This window comes from Comamonas aquatica NBRC 14918, assembly GCF_000739875.1.
In the GTDB taxonomy this organism is placed as follows: Bacteria; Pseudomonadota; Gammaproteobacteria; order Burkholderiales; family Burkholderiaceae_C; genus Comamonas; species Comamonas aquatica.
In genome coordinates, this window is the sequence record NZ_BBJR01000082.1 from 1 (window position 1) to 15580 (window position 15580).

Annotated in this window: 13 protein-coding genes and 2 pseudogenes; 7 read left to right on the plus strand and 8 right to left on the minus strand. The window is 61.1% G+C overall.

All coding sequences use genetic code 11. The features are described from left to right. From CA2_RS18145 to CA2_RS16390, 3 genes and pseudogenes are all read right to left on the minus strand, one after another. Positions 1–141 (minus strand): annotated as a pseudogene (locus tag CA2_RS18145) (IS3 family transposase); the annotation flags it as partial. Positions 142–188: 47 nt separating this feature from the next. Beyond that, the gene (locus CA2_RS16385; RefSeq protein ID WP_081889051.1) at positions 189–1148 is read right to left on the minus strand and encodes a winged helix-turn-helix domain-containing protein; all 960 of its coding nucleotides are present in this window, start codon (positions 1146–1148) and stop codon (positions 189–191) included. 50 nt (positions 1149–1198) lie between these two features. After that, a complete protein-coding gene (locus tag CA2_RS16390) occupies positions 1199–1486 on the minus strand; it encodes a lysozyme inhibitor LprI family protein (RefSeq protein WP_081889052.1) in 288 nt (95 codons plus the stop codon). 63 nt (positions 1487–1549) lie between these two features. On the opposite strand from CA2_RS16390, the gene CA2_RS16395 reads away from it, so the two are divergent. From CA2_RS16395 to CA2_RS16425, 7 genes and pseudogenes are all read left to right on the plus strand, one after another. Continuing rightward, on the plus strand, positions 1550–1831 hold the full coding sequence (locus tag CA2_RS16395; RefSeq protein ID WP_245620987.1) for a hypothetical protein: 282 nt from the start codon (positions 1550–1552) through the stop codon (positions 1829–1831). Between the two features lie 428 nt (positions 1832–2259). Next, positions 2260–5334 (plus strand): DUF499 family protein, encoded by a 3075-nt coding sequence (locus tag CA2_RS16400; RefSeq protein ID WP_169741491.1) that lies wholly within the window; start codon positions 2260–2262, stop codon positions 5332–5334. Between the two features lie 2 nt (positions 5335–5336). Continuing rightward, a complete protein-coding gene (locus CA2_RS16405; protein ID WP_052369990.1) occupies positions 5337–5963 on the plus strand; it encodes a DUF3780 domain-containing protein in 627 nt (208 codons plus the stop codon). Positions 5964–6107: 144 nt separating this feature from the next. Continuing rightward, on the plus strand, positions 6108–6341 hold the full coding sequence (locus CA2_RS16410) for an antitoxin (protein ID WP_042419946.1): 234 nt from the start codon (positions 6108–6110) through the stop codon (positions 6339–6341). Next, positions 6338–6739: a type II toxin-antitoxin system tRNA(fMet)-specific endonuclease VapC gene (vapC, locus tag CA2_RS16415; protein ID WP_042419949.1), complete on the plus strand. Its 402-nt coding sequence runs from the start codon at positions 6338–6340 to the stop codon at positions 6737–6739. The genes CA2_RS16410 and vapC overlap by 4 nt, the downstream gene beginning before the upstream one ends. Before the next feature lie 69 nt (positions 6740–6808). After that, the gene (locus tag CA2_RS16420; RefSeq protein WP_042419951.1) at positions 6809–9838 is read left to right on the plus strand and encodes an anti-phage-associated DUF1156 domain-containing protein; all 3030 of its coding nucleotides are present in this window, start codon (positions 6809–6811) and stop codon (positions 9836–9838) included. Positions 9839–9850: 12 nt separating this feature from the next. After that, positions 9851–12583, plus strand: a pseudogene (locus tag CA2_RS16425) (phospholipase D-like domain-containing anti-phage protein); the annotation flags it as partial. On the opposite strand, the gene tnpC reads toward CA2_RS16425, so the two are convergent. The 5 genes from tnpC to CA2_RS16445 form a co-directional block, all read right to left on the minus strand. Continuing rightward, positions 12508–13857, minus strand: a complete 1350-nt coding sequence (tnpC, locus tag CA2_RS17775) for an IS66 family transposase (protein WP_500861407.1) — start codon at positions 13855–13857, stop codon at positions 12508–12510. The pseudogene CA2_RS16425 and the gene tnpC sit on opposite strands and share 76 nt — an antisense overlap. A gap of 80 nt (positions 13858–13937) precedes the next feature. Then, on the minus strand, positions 13938–14249 hold the full coding sequence (tnpB, locus tag CA2_RS16435; protein WP_011804029.1) for an IS66 family insertion sequence element accessory protein TnpB: 312 nt from the start codon (positions 14247–14249) through the stop codon (positions 13938–13940). A 20-nt stretch (positions 14250–14269) separates the two neighbouring features. Continuing rightward, positions 14270–14677, minus strand: a complete 408-nt coding sequence (gene tnpA, locus CA2_RS16440) for an IS66-like element accessory protein TnpA (protein ID WP_003062320.1) — start codon at positions 14675–14677, stop codon at positions 14270–14272. A 173-nt stretch (positions 14678–14850) separates the two neighbouring features. Continuing rightward, a complete protein-coding gene (locus CA2_RS18150; RefSeq protein ID WP_156106150.1) occupies positions 14851–15141 on the minus strand; it encodes a hypothetical protein in 291 nt (96 codons plus the stop codon). Between the two features lie 49 nt (positions 15142–15190). After that, positions 15191–15580, minus strand: a 390-nt coding sequence (locus CA2_RS16445) for a hypothetical protein (protein ID WP_217997650.1), incomplete at its 5' end; no start/stop codon positions are given.

Genomic DNA, 15580 nt, shown 5'->3' on the forward strand with positions numbered 1-15580 from the left:
CAAGGTCTGCGGCACGCAGCCAATCTTGGGGGCTATTGATTCAATGGCTGCCCACAGCGAAGGGTAGTCGGCTCGGTGCTCCTGCACCATGCGTACGGCACGCTCGCGGACCTCGGGTGAGAACTTGTTTGACTTGGTCATAGCTCCATCTTCTCAAGTGTTGGAGCCTCCACGGAAGCCGGTGCGATTCAGCCTTCAGTCATGATGTCTGCGACACCATAGGTTGCAGCCAACAAGTTTTGCTCTTCTTCTACCTCTGGGTCTTCGCTGCTTACAGCTTCAACTGCTACTGAATCGGCGCTCAAAAAACGTTCTCGCCAATACGGCTGCGACTTAAAAAAGTCGTAGTCTTGTTTAACTTTCTCAAAAGCAAATTTCACCAAGCGACGTGCCAACTCTTCATCCTCTACCTTGGCGCGTGTCACTGTGGAACGATAGGTGTAGAAATACCAGTCCTTAGGGGTGTAGTCCGTATCCCATTCGACCTCTACAGTCCGGCCGTCGCCGTGGTTGCGCGTTACTGTACCAATCGCTTTGATGCGCATGACACTGACCACCTGCCCCCTGCTCTCAAAAGGCAGTCCATGCTTTTGAGAGAATGCGGATTTGATGGCAATGCGGTCACCCTGCTTCATGCTGCGCACTTCGTCAGTGAACTTGTCGTGGTAACCGTTTTGCCAAATGCCACCTTTTAGAAAGCTGTCGGTGAGGTCCTCGTCTCCCCACATGGCGCCCACAAACCAATACTGCGCTGTTTCGGGCTGCACATTTTCTGGCGCTGCAACTTCACCGTCGCCTTTGAACTTGGTTTGTACGCTTTTAAAAATCGCAACAGCTTCTTCTTGAGTCAGGACTTTGGTTTCTTTGCCTTTGTCCGTCAGCGCCCATACACCACGCTTGGGTGCGTACATCCACCCCGCCTTAATGAGATAAAAGCGGGCCCAAGAAACGCCCACTTCAAATTTGGAAAAATCATCTTTCGTTTTCTGAGCCAACTCTTGCTCAGTCACGCCCTCATGCTGAGCAATATCAGCAAAGGCTTCTTTAGGCGTTGTCGTCCCACCCAAACGATGCAGCGCACGCAGTAGCGCATCAAAGTAACTGACAAACTGCGGTACACCTTCAATCTTCGCGCTAAATATAGACATCGCTTTATCTCCCTCTCTCGGTATCTTGTGTTGTTTTTACATTTGTATCGCTAACGCAAATCTATCAGTTCCCGCGCCCGGTTGGCTGTCATCTGCAACACGCAATCCGCCGCTGCAATGCCTGCCAGCGTGCCGCCATCCGGGTCGGCGTAGAAGTGGCAGTTGGCATCGCGGTATTGCAGCCACCGGCGCTGGGCGGCTTGCAGTTGCTTTTTGCGCGCAGGGGTGAGTTCAGCCATCAGGGCTTTGTAATTGCGGTTGAGCTGCTGGTCTTGGCGCGTGTGCTCGGCGCTGATGCAGGCGTGCATCTCAGCAGTGACGCCGCCGGACTTGTCCATGCACGCGGCAAAGTTGGCAGAAAGCTGTGGTGCAGAGGGCTGCGCAACACCGACGCCACGCCTGTGGTGGTGGGCCACTACTGGCGGCGGGTGCACAAGATCGACCGCGCTGCGGTGGGCAAGGGTGACCCGGACTTGTTTGAAAACACCCACCCGTTTGCGTGGCACGGCCAGCGAGGTAACGTATTCTGTGTGGATTTCTCAGTGGGCGGTCGATGGGTGGAGCGCAAGGCTGCCACCCCTTTGGGCCGCGACTTCAAGCTGGCGGCGCTGCGCTGGCCTGAGCGGGTGCTGCAGTTTGATGACGGATCTATGCAGACAACTGAAAACTTCGGGGGCATGTAGACCGATACAACTGGATCGCAAGGCGCGGAGCCCTCACCAGACTTCATGTTTTTGCAGGGTCAAACTACAACAACCTGATGCGATCTATGGCATCAGAACCACTTGGGGTCACAAACGGGTTCAGTCGTTCAGCGCGAATACTTGCATGCACACATACTCGTTCCCGCGCTGCAAAAGGTGCGCTAGCAGAGCCTGCATCTTCAGGCGAGGCGATGACAATATTGAAGATCAGTGTTTCGAGGGGCTTGGACTGGCATACTGCCACGTAAAAATTTGTTGGTCAGATCCTTGCGGGCTTCAGCCAACTCCGTAAGGCACGTCCAAGACCATCGCCAGATTCCGGCATCTCACCGATCAAGCAACAAATGAGCATCCACACCCTTTGCAAGCCCCGTCCGTCAGTGCACGCCGCAGATCGGCGCGCGACCGTGTTGAACCTCGACACCTTCCTCAAAGGTGAGGTCAACGGCTCTGATTTCTTCGAAGAGAACTACTTCACCCACGGCATGCTCACGCTGGTGGATCGGGCTTTCCGGCATTTGGGTGGATCGGGTGCCGGGTCTTCAGTGTTCCTGCTCTCACAGGCCATGGGCGGCGGTAAGACGCACAGCATGATTGCGCTGGGCTTGTTGGCACGCGATCCGGCCCTGCGCAACAAAGTGCTCACCGGCGACCAGAACCCCGCGCCCACCCTGGGGCCATGCCGTGTGGTGGGCTTCAATGGCCGCAGCACAGATGCAGCGGGCGGTATCTGGGGTTCCATTGCAGAACAACTGGGCAAGGCGGATCAATTTGCACGTTACGTGTCCCCCTTGCTGAGCGCCCCAGGCCCTGAAGCGTGGAAGCAGCTGCTAGGCGGTGAGCCATTGGTGCTTTTCTTGGATGAACTGCCGCCATACCTCGAATACGCTGTGGCCGTGCCAGTGGGCAATGCAGACCTTGGAGTTGTGACCACAGCCGCGCTGGCCAATCTTTTTGTCGCTGTGGCAGACATGCCGAATGTCTGCCTTGTGCTGTCCGACTTGGCGGGCTCCAACTTCAGTGTGGGTCAATCGCGGTTGGAAGACGCCTTCAACCGCGCCGTGCAGGGCATCACCTCTGAGTCCCGCCGCATCGCCGTGCCCATCACGCCGGTCAACCCCAACGGCGATGAGCTGTACCACATCCTGCGCAAACGCCTGTTTGCGCAAGTAGCCCCCGAGCCTGAAGTCAAAAAGGTGGCAGAGGCCTACCGCGAAGCGCTGCGCGAAGCGGTGCAAATGGGCCTGACCACCACATCCCCCGAAACGCTTTTCACCCGTGTGCTGGATGCGTACCCCTTCCACCCGGACCTGCGTGAGCTGGTCGGCAAGTTCAAGGAAAACGAGGGCTTCCAGCAAACCCGTGGCGTGATTCGGCTCATGCAGATGGTGGTGTCCAACCTGTGGAATTCCGGCAAGGCCGCCACCATCGACCTCATCCACCCCTACGACCTGGACTTGAACCTGGACGAAATTGCGTCTGAAGTTCGCACCATCAACCCATCGCTGAGCGAAGCCATTGCCCATGACATCGCCCACACAGGCGATGCCGAGGTAGAGCAAATCGACCTGGCCAACGGCAACTCCGATGCGTCGGATGCAGCCCGGCTGATCTTGGTTGCATCGCTTTCCACCACGCCGGGCGCCATTCACGGCCTGCGCGAATACCAGCTGGTCGATTGCCTGCAACGTCCAGGGCGGGACTTGTCTACCTTCAAGGCCAACGTGCTCGATAAGCTGGCCACTCGCGCCTGGTATCTGCACAACTCGGCTGATGGCCGCCTGTACTTCAAGAACCAGCAAAACTTGGCTGCCAAGTTGCGCTCCATGGCCCTTTCGCTGCACACCGAGACGGTGGACCGCATGTTGCGTGAGCACCTAGAGGCGTACTTCGCCCCCTCACTGCGCGACTGTTACCAGGTCATCAAAGTGCTGCCACCACCAGATGAAGTGCAGATCGAGCTGGAAAAAACCACGCTAGTTATCGTGCGCCCCGGCGGTCAGGCCAACCAGCTGCCCATCTCTGCCGACTGGCAAGCTTGGTGGGCCCAGCAGCAGTACAAAAACCGTGTGCTCTTCCTCACCGGTTCGCGCGATACCTTCCAAAAGGTGCTTGACTCCGCGCGCCAGACCCGCGCCCTCCAGAGCATTGAAGACGAATTGCGCTCTGAAAACACTCCGTCTGACGACCCCCAGTGGCGCGCCCTTGACTCCCTGCGCGACCGCGTAGGCCTGCAGTTCACCGCCGCGCTGAAAGAAGCCTTCGACCAGATCGTTTACCCCTCCATCAACAGCGCGCTGCGTGCCACCGGCACCGACTTGGCCTTTGCGGGCAACCAAAGCGGCGAAGCTACCCTGCGCCACACCCTGGAAGGCGCACAAAAGTTCACGACCAAAATCGACGACGACAGTTTCCGCACCCGTGCGGAGGCACGCCTCTTTGGTTCTGCCGAGACAAAGGTGGTGCTTTGGTCCGACTTCAAACGTGCCGCTGCCGTCAACACCAACTGGCCGCTGCACAAACTCTCGGCGCTAGACGACCTCAAAGCCGCATGTTTGCTGCGCGGCCACTGGCGCGAAGAAGGCAACCACGTTCGCCGTGGCCCATTTCCACCGCCCGTGCCTGAAGTGTCGGTGCGCGAGCTTTCGGTGCAAGAAGAAAGCCCCGGCTACACCTACCTGAAGATCGAACCCCTGCACGCCCCCGCCGTGGTGTTTGAAACGGGCGACGCAGAGCCCACTGCTGCCTCATCCCCCGTGCCCACACCCACACGCTTCGAAGCCACCGCACTGCGATACCGCTTCTTGGCGCATGACCCGGCAGACCTGGCTCGCACCAGCCCCGTGAAGGACTGGACGGCCAAGCTGCGCCTCAAGTACCAGTTGCACAACCGGGGCGACCACTTTGAGGTGGAACTGCTCGCGCTGCCCAAGGCCAACAGCATCAGCATTCGCTATACCACCGATGGTTCATCGCCCACCAGCGTGGGTATTGCCACTTACGACGGCCCGTTCCGTGTGCCCGCCAATTGCCGCGTGGTGTGCGCCATGGCCACCGCAAGTGAATACGGCCTCAGTTCTGAAACCATCCGCATCACCATCCCCCAGCAGGGGGGCGTAGAACGCCCCTCGATTGACCTCACCGCCCCAGCCCGCTGGACGCAACAAACCAAGCTCGACGACGCCGCAGCCGTGTGGGACACCATTGGGCGGCTGGAGAAAGCGGGCTCAGTTATGGCCCATGACATCAGCCTCACCGCCGAGAGCGCCGATGGCCAGCAGAACGTCGAATATTCCGGCGCGCTGGAGGGCGGCTACGACGCCTCTGCTGTCAAAGCCATCGCGCAAAAACTGCAAGACATCGTCAGCGAAGGCAGCCTGCGCATGGCAATTGGCAGCCTGGCATTCCCCAGCGGCCAAGCACTGCTGGATTGGCTCAAAGCCACCAACCAGGCCTTCAATGCCGCCAAGGTGCGCCAATAACCATGGCACGCAGTTCTGCAAGCACCACCCGCAAGGTCGTGGGCCTGGGTTTTTTGCCCGAAGAGGCCCGCCACGGCTTTTTGATTGACGTGCCCAAAGGCACCTCAAGCAGCGACATGATCTGCATCACCGAGCACCGGGGCAACGACCTGGACAGCCTGGGCGCACGCGCCACGCAGCCGCCCCAGCCCAACGCTCCCGGCTTGCGCGTCGTTATCGACCGCGCCCGCTGGCTGGCCCTGGCCCCCGCCTTTTGGGACGAAGCCAACCGCCGCCTGCGCGCCAACGGTCTGCCGGTGGCCAAGTTTGTCAAAGCGCCTGCCAAGCCCGTGCCCGTGCACCCATCGCTGGGCAAAGAGCTGTGCATTCTGTGCTGGGCGGTCGAAGACGCCCCGCCAGACGACATCCCCAACGCACTGCACAACTGGGAGGTGCTGGCCCCCGAAGAGCGCTGGTGGCTCTACACCATGACCGTGGCCACCACCGGCCAGGCCATGCAAAAGGGCATAGGCTGGCGCAAGGCGCTGCGTGCGGCGCTGGCCGATAACCCGTTTGTCAAAGGCGAAGGCCTCTCGCCCAAGGCGCGGCGCGAACTGCTGGGGCACTCGCAGCTGTCGCTGTCGCTCTGATTTGCTATCGATTTGGGCTCTAACCCTTATTTGAAAAGCGCAAGCAACTATTGAATATATAGCAAATATTCCGCTATCAAATCCGTGCTGGACAGAATCACGGGCGGTAGCTACCATTGATATCCACCAACCAAGGAGCCCGCCATGGACACCGCACGCCTTTTTCAATCTGGCCGCAGCCAAGCCGTGCGGCTGCCCAAGGAATACCGCTTCACCGGCACGGAAGTCGTGGTGAAGCACTTTGGCAACGGCGTGCTGCTGCTGCCCGCAGACAACCCCTGGCAAACTCTGCAAGCCGGGCTAGCCGCTTTTGAGCCCGGCTTTGTGCTCACCCGCGAGCAGCCTGACACCCAGCAGCGGGACGAGATCAACCCATGATCCTGCTCGATACCAACATCTGCATCTACATCATCAACGCCAAGCCCCCCGCCGTGCTGGCGCGCTTTCAGCAATACCGCATGGGCGATGTGGGGCTGTGCAGCGTGGTGGCTGCAGAGCTGGCATTTGGCGTGGCCAAAAGTGGCTCTGCCCGCAACCGCCAGGCGCTGGAGATGTTTCTGGCCCCGCTCACCATCTTGCCGTTTGACGATGCTGCCGTGTGGGCCTATGGCGACCTGCGCGCCGACCTGGAGCGCCGTGGCACTCCCATTGGCGCACTCGACACCATGATTGCCGCGCACGCCCTGAGCCAACAGGCCCTGCTGGTCACCAACAACACCCGCGAATTTGCCAAAGTGCCCGGCCTGCAGCTAGACAACTGGGCCGCCGCCACCTGATTTTTAGGCCAAATTGGCCTCTAGCGCTTGCTGCATCAGCGCGAACAGCTATTAAATTTGAAGTAACTCATGCCCACTTTCATCGAAACCCAGTTCCCCATTGCCCGCCTATCGGCCGAAGCCTACAAAGAGCGCAAGGCCGGTGCCAGCCAAACGCTCACCGGCCTGGGCAAATGGTGGGGCCGCAAGCCCTTGATTCTGGTGCGCGCCGCCATCCTGGGCATGCTGATGCCTGCCAGCAACGACGCCAAAAAGGATCGCGAGATATTCCTCAAAATCCTGACGATGGACGACGATGGCACCTGGCAGCGCTGCAAGGGCGAGATACCCGCAGCCGCTTGGCGCGAAGCCGCCACACCCGAGGTGCAAGAAGAGTTTTTTGGTGCGCGCGGCCTCAAGCAGGGCCTGAGCGAAGAAGACAAGGAAGCCCTTTTCACCCAGATTTGGGACGCCCTAAGCCCCGAGCAGCAGCAGGCTCTGGATGCACAGCGCATGCGCCCCATCCCCGACCGGGCCGAGTTCGATGCCTTGCCCTATGCCGAGCGCCTGGTGCATTGCGAACGCCCCGAGAACATTGCAGGCCCGACGCCAGCCACCTGGGCCGACATCAACGCCCACCTGGGCACCACCGCCACCTGCCTGTCAGAACTGATCGACCAACTGGGCCAGCGCACCTTTGGCCACACGCCCCGCGTGGGCGACAGCTTTTGTGGCGGCGGCTCCATACCGTTTGAGGCGGCACGCATTGGCTGCGAAGCCTTTGGCTCCGACCTGAACCCCGTCGCCGGGCTGCTCACCTGGGCCAGCCTGAACCTGCTGGGCGGTGGCCCCGAGGTGCAGGCCGAAGTGGCGCGCGTGCAGCAACAGGTCTTTGCCGCCGCCGACCGGCAAATCACCGACTGGGGCATTGAACACAACGACCGGGGCGAACGCGCCGAAGCGTTTTTGTACTGCGTGGAGGTCAAGCCCGAAGGCTCCGACTACTACATTCCGCTGGCCCCGAGTTGGGTGGTGGCCGAAAAGTACAACATCGTCACCCGCTGGACGCGCGTAGGTAATGCGGAACGGCTCACACCCGAAGTTCTGGCCGTTTCCGATGCCGAATTCAAGCTGTACAAAGACAAAAAAGGTGCCACTGTGGTGGACAGCCGTGTGGTGGACCCGTTTGATCCGAACCGGAGTTGGTCGGTGGAGGCACTGCGCGGCGCCGATGGTCTGCGCCGCTGGACCAATGACGACGTGGTGCCGCGCTCGGAGGACGTGTTTCAGGAACGCCTGTATTGCATTCGTTGGGCCAAAACCGTTATCCGCGATGGCAAGCCCAAACTGGTTCGCCGCTACGCTGCGCCCGATGCAGCCGACCTGGCGCGCGAAGCGCAAGTGTTGACGTTCCTGCGAGAACGGTTTGCCAATTGGCAGCGTGAAGGGTTCATTCCATCGAAGGCAATTCCCGAGAGTGGCGCAGAAACAGACCGCCTTTTTCGCGAACGCGGCTGGACGCATTGGCACCATTTGTTTACGCCACGGCAGTTGTTGACCTACGGCTGCTATTTGTCACAAGGAGCGGTTGCAACCTCAAAAGAGGCTCGGGTGGCTCTGTTGTTGAAGTTAGGTGTACAGGCGAACTGGAATTCGAAGCTATGCATTTGGAACGCTGACAAATCCAAAGGCCCCGGTTCAACCGAGCAAACTTTCGCAAATCAGGCGTTGAACACGCTTTTTAACTTTGGCACCCGATCCTACGGTTTGCTACAAGAGTCGCTGATCAAAGACTTTACGTATTCAACAACGCCAACCGTACAAAAAGAAACGCAGGTGATCGATGCACGTGACCTCCGTAACGAGTGCGATGTATGGATTACCGACCCGCCTTACGCTGACGCAGTGAATTACCACGAGTTGGGCGATTTTTTTCTCGCGTGGTACGACAAGCAACTGGTGCGCAGCTTCCCTACATGGACACCCGATGCCCGTGTTGAATTAGCTGTGCGTGGCGATGGCGAAGACTTCCGGCGTTCAATGGTCGAGATTTATAAAAATTTGGCCCGCCACATGCCGGACAACGGCTTGCAAATGGTCATGTTCACCCACCAGAACCCGGCGGTCTGGGCTGATCTGGGCATGATTCTCTGGGCAGCAGGTCTCAAAGCCACCGCCGCCTGGACCATCAGCACCGAAACCTCTGCCGGCATCAAAAAAGGCAACTACGTGCAAGGCACCGTCTGCCTGGTGCTGCGCAAGCGCGTGGCCAACGAGCCCGGTTTTCTGGACGAGGTGTACCCGCTGGTCGAAGACGAGGTGAAGCGCCAAATTGCCAGCATGCAGGCGCTGGACGAAGGTGGCGAACCCAACTTCAACGATGCCGATTACCAGCTGGCCGCCTACGCCGCTGCGCTGAAGGTGTTGACGCAGTACGGCAACCTGGACGGCAAGGATGTGGAGCATGAGGTGTTTGCCGTGCGCGCCAAGGGCGAGAAGAGCGACTTTCAGGCTGTGATTGAACGCGCCCTGGGCATCGCCTGCGACACGCTCATCCCACGCGGTTTGGAAAGCGCCTGGCGCGACCTGAGCCTGGTGGAGCGCTACTACCTGCGCTCGCTCGACATCGAGAGCCGGGGCGAGCGCCGCAAGGGCATGTACGAAGAGTTGGCCCGCGGCTTTGGCGTGACCGACATCAAGCCCCTGCTCAAAAGCGACAAGGCCAACGGCACCCGCGTGGCCAGCGCCAGCGCCTTGGCTGCTAGCGTTTTGGTAGCTGTCGGCGAAGACGGATCGGGCTCTACAGGCCAAATTGGCACCAATGTGGGTCGAGGCAGGGGCCGTGTGGCGGCGGCGGGTCCGCACCCGTTTGCGGCATCGCCCCTGCGGCACCTGCTGTTTGCCGTGCGCGAAACAGCCGTTAACGACAACAGCCCTGAGCCGGGCCGCCAATACCTGCGCGACACATTTGGCCAAGGCTACTGGGGTCGGCGCGAAGGCTTTGTGAACCTGCTGGAATGGCTGGCCGCACTCGGCAACGCGGAAGGTATGGGCGAGTGGGTGGCAGACTCTGACGCCGCCCGAATGCTGGCCGGGCGGTTGCGCAACGACCACGCTTGATAGAGGCATCGCATGCTGCAGCGCCATTCCAGCCGCCTGAACCGCCTTGATAAATCGGTGTTGGCCCAGCGCCTGCGCGGCGCCACCAGTTACGACCGCATTGCGGGGTACTTTCGATCCAGCCTGTTTGAGGTGGCGGGTGAGGCACTGGCCAGTGTGGCCGGGCCAGTGCGCATCATCTGCAACTCTGACCTGGACCCGCAAGACTTGGCGACCGCCGCCGCCGCACAAGCTGCGCTGCGCCGCAGCTGGTGCGCGGGCAGGCCCGAAGATGCCCCGCCCGCAGCCTTGCCGCGCTACCGGGCGTTGTACGACGCATTGACCAGCAACAAGCTGGAAGTGCGGGTGCTGCCTGACACGGCGTTTGGCCTGATTCACGGCAAGGCCGGGGTGCTGCGCTATGCCGATGGCACGGCCACCGCCTTCATGGGCAGCGTGAACGAGAGCCTGTCGGCCTGGAAGCTGAACTACGAGCTGCTGTGGGAAGACAACGACCCCGAAACCATCGCCTGGGTGCAGGCGGAGTTTGACGCGCTGTGGAACGACCCGCGAGCGGTGGACCTATCCTGCTGCCCCTTCATCGTGCAGGATGTGCAACGCATCATCACCCGCACGGTCATCGAGCCAGCGCAACTGCCCGCAATGCCAGACCCCACGCAGGTCGCTGCTGCTGTGGCCGTGGAGGCACCGGTGTACCGCCGCGAGCAGGGCCTGTGGCCGCACCAAAAATACTTTGCCCGGCTGGCGCTGGAGCGGCACCGCCTGGGTGGCGCACGCCTGGTGTTGGCCGACCAGGTAGGTCTGGGAAAAACGGTGCAACTGGCCATGGCCGCCATGCTGATGGCGCTGGACGACCCCGAGGGCGGGCCGATCTTGGTGCTGGCGCCCAAGCCCTTGCTGCAGCAGTGGCAGGACGAGCTGATGGAGTTGCTGGACCTGCCATCGGCCCGCTGGACAGGCAAGACCTGGGTGGACGAGAACGACCTGGAGTACCCGTCAGAGGGCGCCAAGTCGCTGGGCAAGTGCCCGCGCCGCATTGGGCTGGTGTCGCAAGGGCTGGTGGTGCGCGGCTTGTCTGAAGCCGTGGGGCAGCTGCTGAGCCGTCGCTACACCTGCGTGATCGTGGACGAAGCGCACCGCGCCCGCCGCCGCAAGGTGCCCAAGGTGGACGCCGATGCCGATGAAGTCAACGAGCGCGCCGAGCCTAACAAGCTGATGGCCTTTTTGCGCGAGATAGGCCCCAAGACCAAAAGCATGTTGCTGGCCACAGCCACGCCGGTGCAGCTGCATCCGGTGGAGGCTTGGGATTTGCTGCACATCCTTTCGCAGGGCAATGATGGTGTGCTGGGTGGCTGGACGCATTCCAGCCGTTGGTATCAGCCTAGCCGTTGCCTAGATATCGCCACTGGAGATGCGGAGGTGCCGACAGCGGATCTGCGTGAGGGCTGGGAGTTTGTGCGCGATCCGCTGCCCTCCAAGTTTGAAAACCCGGCCTTTGACCGCATTCGCCGCAGCTTGGATGCCGAAGACACGCGTTGGCAATTCCCTCCTGAGAGTCTGAATCAGCTCTCTCCCGCGATTCAGCGCGTGCAGCTGCAAAACGGCCTGCTGCCTGAGTACGGTGCCCACTACAACCCGCTGCTGCGCTGCATTGTGCGCCGCACTCGGGCCTACCTGGAGGCCACTATCAACCCCGCCACGGGCAGCTACTTTCTGCCCAAGGTGACGGTGAAACTGTTTGGCGAAGACCACGAAGGTGCGTTGGTTCTAGGCAGCTACCTGCGTGAAGCGTATGTGGAGGCGGAAGAGTTTTCACAGCTACTGGCGCAACGGGTGAAAGGTGCGGGGTTTTTCAAAACGCTGCTGCTGCGGCGCTTGGGCAGTTCGATGGAAGCCGGGCGGCGCACTGTGGCCAAGCTGCTGGGCGAGGAGCCTGATGCCCCCGACGACGAAGACGATGATGACGCCGACGATGAGGCACCGGTGCAGGTCGGACGGCCACCGCAAGGGGCGAGCGATTTCAAAAACTTCACCGATAAAGAAATCGATTCGCTGCGACGCTGCCTGAACCTGCTCAAGCAAGGCGGCAACAACGACCCCAAGCTGGAGGCGCTGATCGGCTACTTGCTAGGCACCCACCCGGGCGTTTCCGAGAGCTGGCTGGAGCGCGGCTGCATCCTGTTCTCACAGTATTACGACACGGTGCGCTGGACGGGCGATGAAATGGCCAAGCGCCCAGAGTTCGCGGGCATGGACATTGGCCTGTACGCGGGCAGCAACCGTTCGGGCTTTTGGCGCGATGGGCGGTTTCAGCGCTGCGACCGCAATGTGCTCAAAAAGCGGGTGCGCGAGGGTGACCTGAAGCTGCTGCTAGGCACTGATGCAGCATCGGAGGGCCTGAACCTGCAGCGGCTAGGCACGCTGATCAACATCGACTTGCCCTGGAACCCCACCCGGCTGGAACAGCGCAAAGGCCGCATCCAGCGCATTGGCCAGGCCCGCAGTGAAATCTGGATCGCCAACCTGCGCTACCGCGACTCGGTGGAAGACCGCGTGCACCAGGTGCTGGCCGACCGGCTTGAAGCCATCCATGGCCTGTTCGGGCAGATCCCCGATACCCTGGAAGATGTGTGGGTGCAGGTAGCTTTGAACGACGAGGCCGCCGCAAATCAGCTGATAGACCGCACCACGGCCACGCGCAATCCGTTTGATGCGAAGTACAGCAAGGTGGAGGATGCGGACTGGGAAACCTGCGCCACGGTGCTGAATGGGTTGAGCATGCGGGAGATGCTGGCCAAAGGGTGGTGACGGAGCCAGAAGAAATGTGGCGAACCCTCGGGTACCTTGCTGCGGTGCTCGCTCAGCCAGGCGTGCAATTTGGCCACGATCGGGCGGCTGTGCTGCTGGCGCATTCGCAGCCGCTCGGTGCCATCGACATTGCTCGCCTGCCTCTCCACCTCGTAGAGCTGCCCGATCTGCACCAGCGCCTGCTCGGCAATCTGGCTCTTGTTGGCTGCATGCAGCTCAAAGAACTTGCGCCGGGCGTGCGCCCAGCAAGCCGCCTCGGTGATGTGCTCGCCCATGAGCTGCTTGTAACCTGCAAAGTCATCAACCAGCAGCGTGCCGCGCCAGCCGTTGAGGAATTCACAGGCGTGCTTGCCCGCGCGGCTTTCGCAGAAGTCGTAGACCACGGCCTTGAGGTCTTCGTGCCGCCCCGGGGTGTAGGCCCACAGGTAGGCGCGGTGCGTCTTGCCATCGCGCTCGCTGCCGCGCTTGAGCATCTGCACCGGGGTCTCATCGGCGTGCACGATGCTGTGTGCGAGCACCTCCTGGCGCAGCGCATCGACCAGCGGCTGCAGTTGCACGCCGCAGCTGCCCACCCACTGAGCCAGGGTCGAGCGTGCCAGCGGCACCCCAGCACGGGCATAGATACTCTCCTGGCGGTACAGGGGCAGGTGGTCCGCGTACTTGGCCACCAGCACCTGGGCCAGCAAGCCGGTGGTGGCTAGGCCCTTGTCGATGATGTGCGCCTCGACCGGCTGCTGCTTGAGCGTCTGGCAGCACGCGCACACCCATTTGCCGCGCACATGGTGGTGCACCGTGAACACGCCGGGCGTGTAGTCCAGCTTCTCGGCCACATCCTCGCCCATGCGGCGCATGGCCTGGCCGCAGCACTCAGTCACCTCGGGCTCGTGTGTGAACTCCTGGCGCAGCAGTTGTGCCGGCAATGGCAGGCGCTTGGGTTGCTGGCGTGGGCTGCGCTCTTCAGCCGAGCGCAGCTGCTCGATCTCCTCATCCACCGCCTGCAGGTCTTCTTCGAGCGCGTCTTCCAGCAGACTGCGCTGATCGGCGTTCAATGCCTCAGTCTTGGCGGCGAACTTCAGCCGCTTGAGGATGGCCATCTCGTAGCTGAGCTTGTCCAGCAGCGTCTGCTTGTGTTTGAGCTCGCTCATGAGGTGCTGCAGCATCTGGCGCATTTGCGCCTCGTCCATGCTCTGCAGATCCACCGGTTCGTTCATGGCCGTCATCATCCCCGATGGGTGGGCAGCCGCCTACTGGCATATCCACGAATTGAACGCCATAGCACGGGCGACCAACATCACAGCACCGTGATCACAGCGTCTTCTCCCAGGCGCTGCCAGGGCAAGCCGGTGACCAGGGCTTGCAGTTGTTCGACGCTGAGTGTGAGCCGAGGACCCAGGCGCTCATCGCCCCAGGCAAACTTGCCTTGGTTCAGGCGCCTTGCGGCCAGCCAGACGCCAAAGCCATCGTGCACCAGTACCTTCAGGCGGTTGGCCCGTGCGTTGGCAAAGAGATAAGCGTGGTGCGGGCGGGCCGCGCCAAAGACTTGCACCACTCTGGCCAGGGCCGTCTCGGGGCCGGCACGCATGTCCAGCGGTTGCGTGGACATCCAGACCGCATCGACCCGGATCACCGCAACACCTCGCGCAAGAGCGCCCCGCACTGGCCCAGTGGGCACTGCAGGCTGACCACCAGTTCGCCGCGTTGCAGGCGCACATGGACTGACGCAGACGGCGGCGGTAAAGGCGCGGATGGCGGTAATGCAGCCAGCGCCTGCTCCTCATGGGTGCTGTCCGCCATTGCCGTCAGCGGCAGCGAGATGAAGCCGGGCTCAGCATCCGAACAAACGCCCGGTTGAGCGCGCACAGGGCCCGCCTCCCGAATCCATCGGTGCACCATGTTCGCGTGCAGCCCCTGCGACAAGGCAACACCACCGACACTGGCACCGGGTTGCGCGCAGGCTGCCACCACCTGAGCCTTGAATGCCTTGCTGTACTCCCGCCGGCGTGGCCGGCCATCGTTTGAAAACTGTTCCATCGTCTCCACGATCCTCCAAGCGTGGACACGATGCCCGCTTCTCACGGCGCTTTCAATATGGGGTCACCGGACGGATACTTTGAAATGGCGGAACCTGCGGAACCTTTTGGGGGCAACACATAGAAAAAACCCGGCGCATTGGCCGGGCTGTGGGTTGAGGAGGGTTCACCTTTTCAAAAGACGGGCTTTGATAGGCTGCCCGCTGCTTCAGCTGCTTCCGCGAGTACCACGGATGCGGACTTATATTGACTCACGCCTGCGCACCGGGCTTCACGGCGCATCACGTCCTGCAGCTCGGGTAGCCATCGGCTGTGATTGCGCAAAATCCAGATACGCGCAGCACCATGGCCTATTTTGATTTTTTCCACTTTGCCTTGCCGCCATTGCTGTGCCCCAGCAGCCTCCATGGCACGGCGCATGGCGGGGTTAAAGCCGGATGATTCACCGCCCAGCAACTCAGCCACGTCCGTGCGGCTATTACTTGACGCCTGGTGAGTAGTTTTTCCCACTGGGTCATGAACGCGCAAGGACTACCCCCTCACCGCGAGCAGTGCGGCCAGCCTCCACCCGGACACGCGAATTCGGATCATTGAGGCTATGAGCACGCACCGTCCGCATCATGTTTCGCAGGCAATTCGATATGGCTGATGCGCCAACCAGCTCTTCGAATACCGATTGCGATGCATACCGTGCTTCTTGCGTGAGCAGTGCCAAAAAATCCTCAGCCTCCAGACTCCACGCCTTGGCGAAGATAAAAACCACGTCCTCTTTCGTCGCATACGCCACATCAGCTATGAATTCCGCTGTTGGCAGCAAAGTTTGCGGGATCGGCGGCGTCCCTTTGATCAGCCTTACCGTGTATTCCACATTGTTGAAAACCAGCAATCTAGTTTGCCGGAAAGC

What these genes read in the sequence shown, in the direction of transcription:
- CA2_RS16390 (WP_081889052.1), bottom strand. Translation starts at nt 1,486, where the DNA reads ATGGACAAGTCCGGCGGCGTCACTGCTGAGATGCACGCCTGCATCAGC.
- CA2_RS16420 (WP_042419951.1), top strand. Translation starts at nt 6,809, where the DNA reads ATGCCCACTTTCATCGAAACCCAGTTCCCCATTGCCCGCCTATCGGCC.
- tnpB (WP_011804029.1), bottom strand. Translation starts at nt 14,249, where the DNA reads ATGTCCACGCAACCGCTGGACATGCGTGCCGGCCCCGAGACGGCCCTG.
- CA2_RS16410 (WP_042419946.1), top strand. Translation starts at nt 6,108, where the DNA reads ATGGACACCGCACGCCTTTTTCAATCTGGCCGCAGCCAAGCCGTGCGG.
- tnpA (WP_003062320.1), bottom strand. Translation starts at nt 14,677, where the DNA reads ATGGAACAGTTTTCAAACGATGGCCGGCCACGCCGGCGGGAGTACAGC.
- vapC (WP_042419949.1), top strand. Translation starts at nt 6,338, where the DNA reads ATGATCCTGCTCGATACCAACATCTGCATCTACATCATCAACGCCAAG.
- CA2_RS16405 (WP_052369990.1), top strand. Translation starts at nt 5,337, where the DNA reads ATGGCACGCAGTTCTGCAAGCACCACCCGCAAGGTCGTGGGCCTGGGT.
- tnpC (WP_500861407.1), bottom strand. Translation starts at nt 13,857, where the DNA reads ATGAACGAACCGGTGGATCTGCAGAGCATGGACGAGGCGCAAATGCGC.
- CA2_RS16385 (WP_081889051.1), bottom strand. Translation starts at nt 1,148, where the DNA reads ATGTCTATATTTAGCGCGAAGATTGAAGGTGTACCGCAGTTTGTCAGT.